General features: G+C 71.4%; 10 protein-coding genes and 2 tRNA genes. 7 read left to right on the forward strand and 5 right to left on the reverse strand.

The features are described 5' to 3' along the window. Nucleotide 1: 1 nt before the first annotated feature. The 3 genes from CXP56_RS04920 to CXP56_RS04930 all read left to right on the forward strand — a co-directional run bounded on the left by CXP56_RS04920 (nt 2) and on the right by CXP56_RS04930 (nt 979). Nucleotides 2-694: an HAD family hydrolase gene (locus CXP56_RS04920; protein WP_028846637.1), complete on the forward strand. Its 693-nt coding sequence runs from the start codon at nt 2-4 to the stop codon at nt 692-694. 87 nt (nt 695-781) lie between these two features. Beyond that, nucleotides 782-853, forward strand: a tRNA-Gln gene (locus tag CXP56_RS04925). Nucleotides 854-906: 53 nt separating this feature from the next. Continuing rightward, a tRNA-Glu gene (locus tag CXP56_RS04930) sits at nt 907-979 on the forward strand. 228 nt (nt 980-1,207) lie between these two features. Here the strand turns inward: CXP56_RS04930 and CXP56_RS04935 are convergent. From CXP56_RS04935 to CXP56_RS04955, 5 genes are all read right to left on the reverse strand, one after another. Next, nucleotides 1,208-1,522, reverse strand: coding sequence for a hypothetical protein (locus tag CXP56_RS04935; RefSeq protein WP_156899108.1), 315 nt, complete (start codon nt 1,520-1,522; stop codon nt 1,208-1,210). 76 nt (nt 1,523-1,598) lie between these two features. Beyond that, nucleotides 1,599-2,348, reverse strand: a complete 750-nt coding sequence (locus tag CXP56_RS04940; RefSeq protein WP_084609025.1) for a M23 family metallopeptidase — start codon at nt 2,346-2,348, stop codon at nt 1,599-1,601. Between the two features lie 419 nt (nt 2,349-2,767). Then, nucleotides 2,768-3,283, reverse strand: a complete 516-nt coding sequence (locus CXP56_RS04945; protein WP_286900058.1) for a sigma-70 family RNA polymerase sigma factor — start codon at nt 3,281-3,283, stop codon at nt 2,768-2,770. A 676-nt stretch (nt 3,284-3,959) separates the two neighbouring features. Next, entirely contained in the window at nt 3,960-4,604 is a 645-nt protein-coding gene (locus tag CXP56_RS04950) for a helix-turn-helix transcriptional regulator (RefSeq protein WP_245566553.1), read from the reverse strand. Between the two features lie 283 nt (nt 4,605-4,887). Then, nucleotides 4,888-5,259 (reverse strand): hypothetical protein, encoded by a 372-nt coding sequence (locus tag CXP56_RS04955; protein ID WP_156899107.1) that lies wholly within the window; start codon nt 5,257-5,259, stop codon nt 4,888-4,890. A gap of 245 nt (nt 5,260-5,504) precedes the next feature. On the opposite strand from CXP56_RS04955, the gene CXP56_RS04960 reads away from it, so the two are divergent. From CXP56_RS04960 to CXP56_RS04975, 4 genes are all read left to right on the forward strand, one after another. Then, a complete protein-coding gene (locus tag CXP56_RS04960; protein ID WP_286900062.1) occupies nt 5,505-7,706 on the forward strand; it encodes an ATP-binding protein in 2,202 nt (733 codons plus the stop codon). Nucleotides 7,707-7,946: 240 nt separating this feature from the next. Then, a complete protein-coding gene (locus tag CXP56_RS04965) occupies nt 7,947-10,184 on the forward strand; it encodes an ATP-binding protein (protein WP_051309738.1) in 2,238 nt (745 codons plus the stop codon). Nucleotides 10,185-10,246: 62 nt separating this feature from the next. After that, the gene (locus CXP56_RS04970; RefSeq protein WP_051309736.1) at nt 10,247-11,224 is read left to right on the forward strand and encodes a sensor histidine kinase; all 978 of its coding nucleotides are present in this window, start codon (nt 10,247-10,249) and stop codon (nt 11,222-11,224) included. A 283-nt stretch (nt 11,225-11,507) separates the two neighbouring features. After that, on the forward strand, nt 11,508-14,351 hold the full coding sequence (locus tag CXP56_RS04975) for a hypothetical protein (RefSeq protein WP_286900064.1): 2,844 nt from the start codon (nt 11,508-11,510) through the stop codon (nt 14,349-14,351). The last annotated feature ends 10 nt before the right edge of the window (nt 14,352-14,361 follow it).

Raw genomic sequence — 14,361 nt, forward strand, 5'->3', positions numbered from 1 at the left:
GGTGTTTCTCGACATCGACGACACGCTCGTTGATTTCACGACCGCCAGCCGAGCCGCGTTGACGGCGATGATCGGCCGCTCGGACATGTGGTCGCTGTGGGAGCGGATCACCGACGAGTACGTCGCCCGCGTGGTGACCGGGGAGCTGGACTACCCGACCATGCACCGGCGCCGCACGGCGGCCTTTCTGGAAGCAATCGGGGTGGCCGTGGACGAAGCGGACGCGGCGCGCTTCGAGCGCAGGCGGGCGGCGGGCATGCGGGCCCGCTTCCGGCTGTTCGACGACGTGCTGCCCTGCCTGACCAGATTGCGCGCCAACGGTCTGCGGATCGCCGCGGTGACCAATGCCTCGGGCACCCACCAGCGGGCCAAGCTGGAGGAGCTCGGGCTGAGCCCGTACATCGACCACGTGGCCATCGCGGGCGAGGTGGGTGCGGCCAAACCGGATCCGTTGATCTTTTACTCGGCCTGCGCCGCGGTGGACTGCGAGCCGCACGAGGCGATGCACGTGGGGGATCGGCTCCGCACCGACGCGGTAGGTGCCCGCAAGGCCGGCCTGCGCGGCGTCTGGTTGAACCGGTCGGGTGCCCGGGCCACGGTGCCCGAGGGGGTCACGGAGATCGGGTCGCTGGCCGAGCTGGCCGACCAGGTGGAGTACGCCATCGCGGGCACCGTGGTGCCCACACCCCGCTGACCTGGCACGACGGCGGAGGCGACCCCCGGCGACGGCGCTTGCAGCCGATCGGCTAGCATCTTGTGTGCACGAAAGAGATCGTGCCCTTGGGGTATGGTGTAATTGGCAGCACGACGGATTCTGGTTCCGTTAGTTCAGGTTCGAGTCCTGGTACCCCAGCTGCGATCGACGAAACGGCATCCGTTAGGATTCCAGTCAGTCGCAAACAGCTAGCCCCCGTCGTCTAGCGGCCTAGGACGCCGGCCTCTCACGCCGGTAGCGTGGGTTCGAATCCCATCGGGGGTACATTCCGAAAAGGCGAAATCGCCGTCGGCCGACGAGGCCGGCGGCGATTTCGTTTTCCGGCATTCCCGCTCGGTGACCGTCGGCACCGCGCCGGCCGGCGGAACTTCGGTCCGGGAAGCCGGGGAAGCGGATCCGCCTGCACCGGACCGATGACCGGGCAGGCGGCCGGCGGCCGGGAGCAGCGCGGACCGCCGGAGGGAGGGAAACCCGGGAGCGCTCGGGCGAGCCTCAGGCGGCGGTCAGCAGCTCCGTGCACTGGGCGCGGACGGCCGAGGTCAGGTCGTCGGCGACCGACACGTCCGGCACGGGCGCGGCCAGCGCCACGGTGTCGTGCTGCCAGATCCCCAGCAGGAAGGGCAGGTCCTGCGGGTCGACCTTGCCCAGCCGCTCCGGCCAGATGCCGCTCGGCTGCTCGGCGAACCACTCGACGTGCGTGGTCACCCCTTCGACGGTCTCCTCGATGCCCAGCACGCCGACCGGCGACGTCGGCGCGCCGTACATGGGGGAGTGCTGGTACAGCACCCACAGTTCGCGGTTCACCACGGTGATCACCCCACTGGTGGAAGGGCCGGCTTGTTCACTGTGGGCACGGATCCGATCACCGTGCCGGTTCACCTGCTCAGCCGACAGACACGCCACGGGCGCGCAGCCACGGGATCGGGTCGACCGGCGTGCCGCCGACGTGCACCTCGAAGTGCAGGTGCGGGCCGGTGGAGTGGCCGTTGGAGCCGATGGTGGCGATCTGCTGTCCGGCGCGCACCCGTTGCCCGGCGTGCACCGAGAACTCGTACATGTGCCCGTAGACGGTGATCGTGCCGTCGTCGTGCCGGATGCGGACCCACAGGCCGAAGCCGCTGGCCGGCCCGGCTTCGATCACTGTCCCGTCGGCGACCGAGACGATCGGTGTGCCGAGCGCGTTGGCGATGTCGATGCCTCGGTGCATCGTGCCCCAGCGGGGCCCGAAACCGGACGTCAGCGTGCCGTGGGTGGGGGCGACGAACTTCGGCCGGTAGGCCTGCCGCATGGCGCCGGTGGCGCCACCACGGAGCGCGGTGACGCGGGCTTCCAGGTCGTTGCTGAGCACGATCTCGGGTGCCTTCCCGATGGGCCGGTCGTCCGCGCCGGTCACGGCGGGAGGCCGCCTGGTCCGGAGCGCATCGTCCTGCACCGGCACTGCGGCCGCCGACGCGAGCTGTGTCCCCGCCGCCCCGATCGGCCGGTCGGCGGAGACGGTGGCCAGCGCGCTGGCACCGACCGCGGTGAAGTCGGTCGTGCCGAACGAGGCGGGGCGGGCGGCACCATGGGCCGGTTCCGGCGGCTGGTCCTGGGCGTCGTCGGTGTCGTCGCCAAACACCAACGGGGAACACATCACCGCTGCCCCGAGGACCGTTTTCACCACTTTGTCGCGAAGCGGAGAAATGACGGCGCTCCTTTCCGTGACACCGGGAACGGAATGCGCTGGGCTGTCGCGCGTTCGGTACGTGAGTCGTAGGCAGCGACGGCCCGCTGTGTCCGCGATCACTTCACGAGAAGCGTTCATGTCCCGGTTCATTTGGCGGCGCCGGCAACCGGTGTGCGACGGGTGGTGATTTTCCGACTGTGTCCGGCGATGGTCCGAAGCGGTGGACCGGGCGCGGCCGGGCGACGCCCGGCCGGCCGCGGTGCGCGGATTCGGCTGCCGTCCGGCCGGAAAACGAAAACCCACTGCAGGCGGGGTCGGGATCGCCTGCAGTGGGCAATTGCGGAGTGCGCCTGCGAGTGCAGACCCGCTGGCGGTGGCCGTCCGGTTCAGGCCGCCTGGCTGCTGGGCACCGCCATCGCCGCGCGCAGATTGTTCAGCGCGTTGTGAATGCGGCTTTTCACCGTGCCCGCCGGAATGCCGAGCATGGACGCGGCGGTGGCGGTGGTGCGGTCTTCGAAGTAGATCTTCTTGACGGTGGTGCGGTGCGACGGGGACAGCTTCTCCAGCGCCTCGTCCAGGTCGATCCTGGTGTTGATCAGATCGGTCGGGTCGGCGACGGTCGCCGCGTTGTGCAGCATCGGGTCGGACAGGTTGACCTCGGTCGGCCGGGCCTTACGGCTGCGGTGCAGGTCGATGGCCACGTTGTGGGCGATCCGGCGCAGCCAGCCGCGGATGGAGCCCAGGTCCTCGGTCAGCCGGTCGGCGTTCTTCCAGGCCCGCAACCAGGTCTCCTGCAGCACGTCCTCGGCGAGGTGGCGGTCGCCGCCGGTGAGCCGGGTGGCATATGCCAGCAGCGCGGGGCCGTGTTCCTTGATCACCTGGTTGATGTCGGTGCCGGTCATCGCGGGAGCCTTTCGGATGTCGTCGCAGGGGGAACGTTTCCTTGAAGCTGAAAGCGATGATGGTTCTTTTTCCGGCGGCCGTCGTGCGGTCTGTCCCTCTATTTCTTGGGTGGCGTCCCGCGATGTTTCAGGGGTGTCCCGAACCGATTGGTAGGGATAACCCCCACCTCCGGCAAAACCGCAGGTGGCGGCGTCCGGGTGAGGCATACGGAACGGTTGTGATTGCCCGGGAGGACGCGCGCACTTGCCCGACAGGGAAATACGTGAACAGGTTTCAAGAAAAGGACGACGGCGGAGCAAGTCGTGACCGACTTGACTCCACCGTGGGATCGCAGAATGTCCGGCGGAACGCAGAATATCCGCCGGAACGAGGCACGAATTGTGACCCGATCGGGACGATATCCGGGGTGGTCAGTCTCTGTCGCCGATTCTCCAGGTGCTGAACAAGGAATTGCCTGGTCGATGATCGGCGGCGCACCACCGGGTGAGCGGGTGTGCCGGGTCCGAGGGAGTGGCGGCGTGAGAGCGACTTCGCCAAGCCTGCAGTCGCGGTGAACGGTCGTCCCAGCGCGCGGCCAGCTCGTCCGGCACCGTGGTCGGGACGGCCCGGCGGGATGATCGGCCGAGTGGCCGCAGCGGTACGGTCGGGGAGAACGGCGAGTGGGGCCGCTTCCGCTCAGATCATGCCCGCGCGCAGCGCGTAGGCCACCGCGTGCGGACGGTTCCGCAGGTTCAACCGCTGCGTCACGCCCTGGATGATGTGTTTCACGCTCCGCTCGGAGTAGCACATCTTCTCGGCGATCTCGGCCGTGTCGTAGCCGTCTGCCAGCAGCCGGAGCACCTCGATCTCGCGCGTGGTCAGCTTCGCGCTGTTGGCGCCGATCGGGTCCAGCACCTCGCGCTGCAGGCGCTCCAGATGCTTGAGCAGGTCTCCCACCATGTGCGGTGGCAGCACGCCGCCGCCGGACGCCGCCGTGCGCACCGCGTGCGCGAGCCGCTCGCCGGTGGTGGCCACCCGTGGCAGCACGGCGACCACCCGGCAGGAGATCGCCGACATCAGGTCCTTCTCGTCGATCTTGTCGATCACCAGCACGACCGGCTTGCTGACCTCGGACGCCAGCCGCCGCAACGTCAGGATGCCGCGGTTGGCGGCCAGGTCGCCGGCGCAGAACACCAGCACGTCGGCGCCTGCGCGGCCGGACCACGGAACCAGCTGCAAGTGGGCCTGGCTGCTGATCTGGTTGGTCAGGCCGGCTTCCGTCACCGGGTCGGGCGCGCACACCGCCACCCGGATCGGAGCCTCCAGTTTCGCGTCGCTCACATGCCCTCCGCGTCACAAGCTTGGTGTCAACGCTGCTCACCGTGCGGGGGTGAGCACACAGGGTGGAACGCCAGCAGAATGGGCGGGCCCGCTTCAGCAAATCTCAACGTGCGCTCCCGCGTGGTCCCCACGCGATGTCGCCGGTACCGTCTTCGCCGTTGTTTTTGCTGGTAGACGGGTGGGGGCCGGCTCAAGACGGGAACCGAAATGGTCTCGACCAATTCTCAGCTTTGTGGTGCCGGGCGAGCTCGGCCCGGTTCGCAGCGTGTGCGGGGCCGCCCGGTCAGGCGGAACCGGACCCGGGGCATGCTCGATTCGTCGGTGCCGCCTCGGTGGCCGGTGACGTGGTGGCGACGAGCCGCAGCGCCGCGGCGAACTTGGCCAGTTCGTCGAGCAGGTGGGCCAGCCTGCCCGGCTGGGCCATCTCCGAGATGTACAGATCGATGACCTGCTGGTCGAGCCGGCCCTCGGTGAACCCGCTCGGCCCGTTCTCGCGTGCCTGATGCAGGTCGTGGAGGTAGCTGTGCACGGTGGCCAGCGTGTGCTCGATACTGGTGAGCGCCTTGGCTGCCGCCTCGGCGGACAGCACGAGCCTGCCGTCGGAGGCCATGCGATGCAATGCCTCGCCAGTCCACACGTGCGTTGCCTCTTCCACAGCGGTCTCCGAGTGCGATTCGCCGGCTAGGAGCCTCAGTCAACCAGCGACCCCACGGTCGCGCTACGCCACGCCGCGCGGGTTGCCCGAGCATGCGGTGGCACTGCCCATAAGTCGTGCGCCGGTATCGGACCGCGTAGTAAACCAACGCTAACCCACGTGATTCCCACAAAGACGGGTTGAGTCCCACACTGATTCGGGCATATCCTAGGGCGGCGCCGTGAACGCCCGGCCGCACCGAGGCCGTGACGGTTCTGGTAGCGCTCAACGCAGGGACGACTGGGACGGATCCCATGGTCAGCGACCAGTACCAGGTGCGACTCGTCGGGGTGCCGCGCATTCAACTGCCCGGATCCGACGTTGCGATCGGGCCTGCCCAGCGCCGGGCGGTCTTCGCCGCGCTGGCCCTTCGTCCTGGCCAGGTCGTCCCCCGTGACGAGCTCGTCGCGGCTGTCTGGGGCGACGACGCGCCGGCAAAGGTGACCGGCAGCGTGTACACGCACATTTCCGCGTTGCGGCGCGTTCTTGACAAGATCCCCGCGCCGTCCGGTCAGCCGGTGCTGACCGCGAGCAGGGCGGGCTACTGCTTGACCGTTCCGGCGGAGCGGATCGACGTCTTCCAGTTCACCCGGCTGCTCGAGGACGCCAGGCGATGCGGGAGCCTGCGCGACACCGACGGCGAACGCAAGGCGCTGGGCGAGGCGTTGGCGATCTGGCAGGACGAGCCGCTGGCCGGGGTCCCCGGTCCGGCCGCCGCCACCCAGCGCGCGCGGCTGACCGAACTGTGGCTGAGCGCTGTCGAACGGCACGCCGAGCTGCGGCTGGCGGACGGCCGACACGAGGAGGTCGTCGCCGAGCTGGCGGAGCTGGTGTGCGACCACCCGCTGCGGGAGAACATGCACCGCCTGCTGATGCTCGCCATGTGGCAGGGCGGGCACGCGGACGACGCGTTGGCGGTGTACCGGCAGGCGAAGCAGTTGATCGCCGACGCGGCGGGAATCGAACCCGGGCGTGCCTTGACGGAGGTGTACGAGCGCATCAAGGCGGGGGAACGGCCGTCGCCGCGGACGTGCGGCCCCGGTGCACGTCGACAGGTGCAGCTGCCGCCCAGGGCGCAGCCCTTCGTCGGGCGGGCCGCCGAACGTGAGCGGATCGGGCAGGCTCTGGCCGCGGTGGGCCGGGGACGGGGCGGCAGCCTCCTGGTCGAGGGTGGTCCGGGAACGGGCAAGACCGCCCTGCTGCTGGAGACGGTCGCCGCGGCACGCGCGGCAGGGCACACCGTCCTGTGGTCGGCCACCGACGAACTCGCCGCGATGACGTCGGTCGACCTGGTGTGCACGGCCGCCGAAGCCAACGCCACGGCGGGGGTGGTCGACGGTCTCCACCAGCTCGACCGGTGCAAGTCCGCCGTGCTGGCGCTGGCCGCGCAGGCGCCCACGGTGATCGTGGCCGACGACTGCCACTGGGCGCGCGACCGGATCGTCCGGGACCTGCGCGACGTGCTGGACGCCGCGGCCGGCCTGCCCTTGCTGGTGATCCTCGGCGCCCGTCCGTACCCGCGCGGCGCGGAGCTCCAGCGCGTGGTCCGGCGGATCCGCGCCGGCGGTGGCTGCATCGAACTCGGTCCGCTGTCCCCCGGCGAACTGCACGAGCTGGGCAGCGCGATGCTCGGCCGCGCGCTGACGCCCGACGCGGTGGCCACGGCGCACCGGCTCACCGGCGGGATCCCGGGTTACGCCCGCAGCTTCCTGGCCGTCGACGGACACGCCCGGCTCGGCGGCCGAGACCACGAGACCGGGCCCGTCTCTGCCCCGGGGTGCCAGGCGCTGGTGGAACTGATCACCGCCCAGTACTCCGTGCTGTCCGCACCGACCATGCGAATGCTGGCGACGGCCGCGCTGCTGGGCGGTTCGGTGCCGCGCGCGGCGCTGGCGGTGGCGCTGGACGCGGCCCCCGGTGTGCTGACCGAGGCGATCGACGAGGCGACGACGGCCGGGGTGATCGATGCCGACGGCGACGTGGTGCGGTTCCGGATCCCGGTGGTCCGCGAGGCGTTCGCGAGCAGGACACCGCAGAGCGTCCGGTCCGTGCTCCACGAGGAACTGGCCGCGCGGCTGGCCAGGGCGGGCATGGCCGCCGAGCTGGTTGGGAAGCTGCTGCTGAAGGCGCCGGGTGCGCTGGTCAAGGACTGGGTGCCCGATTGGCTGCTGGCGTCGGTCGCCGAACTCGGTGCGTCCGCTCCGTCGCTGGCCACCGAGCTGCTCACCAGGACGATCCGGCAGCCGTTCGCCACCGAGGCGCAGCGCGCGGCGATGCTGGCCGCGCTGACCAGGATCCTGTTGCCCTCCCGCGGGCTCGCTGGCGTCGGCGCCTTGCCGAGTGCGCGCCTGCAGGCCGCAGGGGGCGTCGTCCACCCTGTCCGGAAGATTCCGGTCGGCACGCAATGAACCAATTCCGGCGCGCATCCGTGCACTTGCTGACAGGCAGGTGGCCGCGAAGGTGCGGCAGGGAGAGCGCCGGGAAACGCGTGAGGGCGTCCTGACGTGACGACGGGGAGTGCTCGCACCGCGGGATGGTGTGCCGACTGCGGTCCCGTCAGGCCGGGACGTCGGCGACCGGTGCCTGCCCGGAAGGTAAGCGCCGGGAGCGCGGCTGAGCCGTGCGGGCAGTCTCGGAGGTTTGTCGACGTGCCCAAGGACGTCTCCGGCCTACGGGTGCAGCTGCTCGGCCAGCCACGGGCGTGGCTGGACGGGGTCGAGGTCGCACTCGGGCAGGCGCGGCAGGTGGCGGTGTTCGCCATCCTGGCCGGCCGTGGGGTGGGCCGGTCCGGCAGCTGGGTCACCGTGGCGGAGCTGCTCGACGGGGTGTGGGGAGGTGCGCCGCCGGCCAGCGCGCGTGGCAGCCTGCACACCTACGTCAGCGGGCTGCGTCGCGCGTTGCGCTCGACCGGGGCTCCGGTGGACCCGACGGAAGTGCTCGCGTCCCAGCAGGGCAGGTATCGCCTCGTCGTGGACAGGGACGCGGTCGACGTGGCCCGGTTCGAGCAGGCTGTCGCGCAGGCCCGCACCGTGGCCCGCGGCCGTCCCGAGATGGCATTGTCGTTGGTCGACGAGGCGCTGGCCGATTGGTCGGGGGACGCACTGCTCGGCGTGCCCGGCCCGTTCGCCGAGCGGGAGCGCGCCCGGCTGGAAGAGCTGCGGCTGAGTGCGCTCGAGCTGCGCGCCGAGCTGATGCTGACGCTCGGTGGGCACCGTGAGCTGATCCCCGAGCTGACCGAGCTGACCGAGCGACATCCGTTGCGGGAATCGCTGTACGCGGCGCTGATGCAGGCACTGCATCGGGACGGCCGCACCGGGGAAGCGCTCGAGGTGTACTACACCGCGCACCGTGTCCTGCGCGCCGAACTCGGGGTCGAACCTTCCGACACACTGCACGCCCTGCACCGGAAACTGCTCACCGGTTCCGGTGCGCACCCCGTCGCGCGGCACACCGGCTGGCTCTGCGTGACGCCCCCGGCCCGGTGCAAAGCCGCAGGCCACGGCGTTCGCCTGCGCGGTAGGGACGACGAGCTGGCCCACTTCGACGAGCTGATCACCGATCTGCTGGCCGGCCGCGGCGGGGTGCTGTTCGTCGAAGGAGAGCCCGGGGCGGGCAAGTCCGCCCTGCTGGGTGCTGCGCTGGCCGCAGCCGGTCGCGGGGGCTTCCAGCTGGCGTGGGCGGTGGCCGATCCGGCGCACCGGAATCAGCCGCTGCGGACCATCACCGCGTGCTTCGGCCCCGATGCGGGGGTGCTCGACGTTCCCGCTGACGTCGACGACGACGTGCTGGAGACCGCCGCCGATCACCTCGTCGACTTCGTCCGCGAAGCGTGCTCGCGAGGGCCGCTGGCGGTGGTGGTCGACGACATGCACTGGTCGGACGAGGCCAGCGTGGTCGTGTGGCAGCGCCTGGCTTCGAGCACCCGCCAGTTGCCGCTGCTGCTCGTCGCGGCGGCATCCTCGGGCCACGGCAGGTCCGATCTGGCCACGGTGAAGCGCTGTCTGCGGGCTCGCGGTGCCGACGTCGTCGAGCTGTCCCGGCTCTGCGACGACGACGTGGTCGGGCTCGTCGAGGACATGCTGGACGCGCGGGCCGGCGCCACCTTGCGTTCGGTGCTGCGGCGGGCCGTCGGCAACCCGCTGTTCGCCACCGCGATGGCCGAAGATCTGCTCCGGCGCGGCGTCCTGCACATTTCCGACGGCGTGGCCGACGTGGACGCCGAGGAGCCAGGTCTGTCGCGGAGGATGCAGGCGATCGTCGACCGGACGTTGCAGTTCGTCGTGCCGGAGACGCTCCGACTGCTGTCGACGGCGGCCCTGCTCGGGCAGGAATTCGCGGTGAGCCACCTGCTCGCGGTGGCCGACGCCGCGCCGCTCGAGGTCGCCGAGCACGTGGCGGCCGCCATCGCCGCAGGAATCCTGGAACCGGCCGAGGACGCGGTCACCTTCCGGCATCCGCTGCAGCGGGAAGCGCTGTACCAGCGGTGGTCCGAGGCGGCGCGCACGGTGGCGCACCGCCGGGCGGCCGAAGCGCTGTCCGGCAGCGGATGCCCGATCGAGGTGGTCGCGCACCAGCTGGCCGCGGTGACCGCGCCCGCGGACGCGTGGACGGTGGCCTGGCTGGTCGATCATCGCAAGGAGCTGTCCGGCCGTGAGCCGTTGCTCGCCGCGGACCTGGTGCAACGGGCCCTGGACAGCGAGGCGGCGACCCCGGAGCAGCGTGCCGTGCTGCTTCCCGAGCTGGTGCGGGTGCTGACCAGGCTGGGCAGGAATCCGTTGAAGCTGGCCGAGCAGGCCGTCGACGTGGCGACCGATCCGGTGGACGAGGCCGACATGCGGAAGCTGCTCGGGATGCTGCGCCGGTCGGCGGGCATCGAGGCGGCTTGAGCCGCCGGGCCGCGGCCCCTTGGGCACCGACCGGTGACGGCCGGCCTGGTTACGATCGGTCGGTGCGATGCAGGGACAGGTACGCGACCGAGGCGCTGGCCGCCTACTTGTCGCGCCTGTCGGGGGCGCCGAACCCGGAGGAGCTGGCAGCCGTCGTCGGCACGGCGGTCGAGGCGACCGGGTGCGTGGTCAGCGTCGCCGGCCAGCACTTCCGGTGGGGCCTCGGTGCCGGGCAGTGGGCGCGTTACGACGTGGAGTTCGGGGGAGTGCCGCAGGGGGCGATCTCCCTGTCGCCGGACGACATCGGTCCGCTGTCGACGCTGATCGAAGCGCTCGGCGCGCCCATGCTGGCAGTCCGGCTCGCGGTGGAGACCGAACACTATCGCCGGGCCGGTGACCTCGCGGCCCGCGAACTGCTCGACCACCGCTGGCGAGTCACGGTGGAGATGGAGCAGGAACGCCGCGCGCTGGAGCGCGACCTGCACGACGGCGCCCAGCACCATCTGGTGTCGCTGCGCATGATGATGGCGCTGGCCGAGCATTCCGCCGACGCCATCCACGAGCGGTTGCCCAACCTGCTGACCCGGCTGGACACCGCGGAGCGGGTGCTGATCGACACCGCGGCAGGGGTGCTGCCGCTGGCGCTGGCCTCCGGCGGCCTGGCCGCGGGCCTGGAGGCGGAGCTGGCCGAGCACTCGGACGTGTCGCTGGACATCAGCCAGTTGCGCCGCACGTACTCGTCCGCGGTCGAGGCCGCGGTGTACTTCGCCTGCTTGGAGGCGGTGAACAACGCACACAAGCACGCGCCGGGGGCCACCATCCGGGTCACCGTGCGCGACGGCGCACACGGGCTGGAATTCGCCGTCGCCGACAACGGCCCCGGGTTCACCGACGCGGCACTGAAGTCCGGCCTGCTCAATCTGCGCTCGCGGATCGCCGCGGTCGGTGGGCAGGTGCGCATCGATTCGTCGTCGAACGGGACCACCATCTCCGGCATCGTCCCGTACGGACAGGGCGCGGCGCAGTCCGGATCGGCCTGACCGGGACCGGTCCGTCCGGTGCCTGGACGTGCGGTCCGGGTGACCCGGTTCGTGGTCGTTCGATCGGGCGAGCGCGGACGCCGCCCGTCTGCGGCGCGTCGCAGGGCGACCCGGGTCGGGGTGACGCTGTCCTAGCGGACGCCGCCCGCCCGCGGCGCGTCGTCCGGGTTTCGATCACTGTCGCCTTCCGCGTGGCGTGCTCCACAGCGACCACGGTCACCCGGACGGTTTGTGAACCGTGTGCGTGTCGTGCCCCGTGTGGCCAGGTGAAAGGAGGCGGCGGGTGGACGAGACGAACGGCTCCACGGGGAGTGCTGCGCAAGCCGCTGCTGGTCCTGTCGAGCCCGATGCGCAGCACCCGGCCGAGGCACCAGGGGTGCGGCCGGTGATCCCGGAGAACCTGGCCGTCCCCGGGGCGCACATCCAGCGCATCCCGTGTGGTGTGTGGGTGCGCCGCCCGGGCGGCCGTGACCTGTCCGCCGACGAGCTGCACAGCGAGCCACCGCAGGACGACAGGGTGTTCGTCGTCGTCGGGGCTCCCGCCGAACAGCACCCGTCGCCTCGGGTGGTGGCGAACGTCGTCCGGGCCCTGCCGAAGCAGGTCCGCGAAGTGACCGTGCTGTCGTGGTACGGCGGTCCCGTCCAGGCGGCCGAGGTGGCTCAGGAGCTGAACTCCCCGGTGCGGGCGGTGCACGGTGTGCCGTCCGGCGGATCGATGATCTTCGTCGACGAGCGCGGTGCCGAGCGTTGGCAGCCGTGGGTGGAGGAGAGCCTTTTCGAGCCCGGCAAGTCGCCGAAGGCGCAACGCTGGGTCGCCCCGCCGGGGCTGACGAAGATCGAGATGGCGGCGTACCGGCTGGCCGACGGCTGGCGGCTGGATGTCGTGCCACGCGGGCTGCTGGTGCGGCCGGACTCCGTGCCCGCGCGCGCGGAGTGGCAGGGCGAGACGGGATCGTTCTTCGACGTCCTGGTGGTGTCCGCGCCTGGTACGGACCTGCCTACGGATGTCGTGAAATCTCTGGACGACGTCCTGGACATCGTTCCGCCGGAGGACGTGCCCTGCCTGCGCATCCTGCCGGTCGGTCCCACCGCGGGGCGAGCGCTTGCCTTGAGCAGGCACGCCGTAGTCGTCGGTGAGCCGTTGCCGTGGCCGGAAGGGCTCACCGCGTCCGCGCCGAAGCCGGGCCTGCCGATCGTCTCCGCATCGTCGGAAGGCGAAAGCTCTGCCGATGCCGACGATTCGGCAACCGCTGCCCAAGCCGATGAGCCCGGCGGCCAGGCGTCCGCCGGGCAGGAGCACGAGCCCGCGCCGGACATGCCGGGGTTGCAGGAGGACGAGGCCGGCCAGCCGACGGACCTGGCGGCCGCCGACGACCCGGTGGTGGTCGAGGACGTCGAGGAGTTCGACGAGCAGGACGTCGTGGTCGACCCGGCGGACGAGCATGCCACCGGAGAAGCCCTCGCCGACGAACCAGGGGCCAGCCAGCCCGGCGAACTCGAGAACGCCGACACGGACGACCGCGACGAGTACGACCGCGACGTCCTCGGCCAGGACGACAGCCACGATTCCGGCGAGGGCGACGTCCCCGACGACGAGGAGGCGGAAGCTGCGGACGTCGTGGACGACTCGGCGAACCACCACCCGAAGGACGAGCCGGAGCAGGCGGACGATGCGAAAGGCCAGGCTCGGCCACCGGCCCCGGTCTTCGTGGGTTCCGTGCCGACGGCGTGGAAGCCCCCGTCGGCAACCACGTACGGAGCGATGGCGAAGACCGCCGAGGCGGCGAAGACCCCGAGGGCAGCGATCGTGGCCGAACCGGGACAGCAGGTGAAAGCCGCCGAGGCGGCGAGTGCCCCGGAGGTGGCGATCGTGGCCGAACCCGGACAGCAGGCGAAAGCCGCCGAGGCGGCCACGGCCGGAACGACACCGGCGGGCCGGTCTTCGAGCGCGGCCGCCACAAGCACACCGAAGCAGCCGCAGCAGCCGGTCGGCGGAGCGCAACCACCGCGACCGCTGCCGAAGTGGGACGCCAAGCACCCCGGCGTCATCCTCCCGTCACGGCCGGCTCAGTCGCAGTCGCCTCGGTCAGGTGGTAGCCCGGCGGGGTCACCCGCCCGGCCGCCTGGGTCAGGTGACGGCCCGGCCGAATCACTCGCGACCACCGGCCCGACGCCGGGCGGGAGCTGGGCTGCTCGGGATCCGGACGGCGGAGAGCAGGACAGGCGGGACGAAGCGCAGGAGCAGGCGAAAGAACGCTCCCCGGCCGCAGCGGACCACCTGCCCTCGGGCCGGGTCGCCGTGACCCAGGACGGCCGGGTGATACCGGCACGGCCGATCCTGGTCCGGGTGTCCTTCCGGCCGGCGCCTGCCCCGTTGCCGCCGCCGCCGAAGTCGCGATCCACGGATGGGACCAAAGCCAAGGCGGAATCGTGGTGGCGGAAACGGCTGTTCGCCAAGCGTCGTGGCGACGAGAAGGGGTCACGTCCGGGGAGGGCCACCGGCAAGGCGTCGCCGGTCGCCGTGGCAGCCGGCCTCCACCAGCCATCCGGGCCGGTCACCGGTTCCTTCCCCGTGCCGGCCGGTCCGCCCGGGCCGCCACCCGATGCGTCTCCGATGCCTGCAACCGATGCACCCCTGGCTGCGTCAGGGGCGACTCCGCAAGTACCCGGTCCGTACGCCGGGCAGCTCGGTCCGGGCCTGGCAGCGCAAGCTCCGTGTCCTTCGGGGCAGGTACCGCAGGGGGCAGCGGACCTGAAATCAGGATCGATAGACGGCACGCCGAACGGGCACGGAACGGCCACGACGAATCAACCACCCACGAAACCACCTTCGCCTTCGGCGGCGTCGCAAGCATTCCCTCAGGTGCCGGCACACCCGGAAGCGTCCGGTGCGCCTGAGCCGGGCACTCCGCCGGCCAGCCTGGTGGTGCCGCCGAAGCGGCTCGGCCGTGGCCCCGCGGCCACCGGCCCGCATGGGGCGACGACCACGGACACGCCCGGATCCGCGCGGGCCCGCATGCCAGGGCCGCAGCCCCGGCTCCCCGGCCAGCTGCACCCGCACGCGCCTTCGTCGCTCCGGTCGGTGCAGCGCACGACGAAGGCGCCGGGCCAGCCCGTTCGACCGTGACGGCGCCGGC

Origin of the sequence: Thermocrispum sp. (genome assembly GCF_002919275.1) — a bacterium.
Lineage (GTDB): Bacteria > Actinomycetota > Actinomycetes > Mycobacteriales > Pseudonocardiaceae > Thermocrispum > Thermocrispum agreste.

Excerpts from the sequence above, each read along its gene's own strand:
- CXP56_RS04940 (WP_084609025.1), bottom strand. The coding sequence starts at position 2,348 with ATGTGTTCCCCGTTGGTGTTTGGCGACGACACCGACGACGCCCAGGAC.
- CXP56_RS04945 (WP_286900058.1), bottom strand. The coding sequence starts at position 3,283 with ATGACCGGCACCGACATCAACCAGGTGATCAAGGAACACGGCCCCGCG.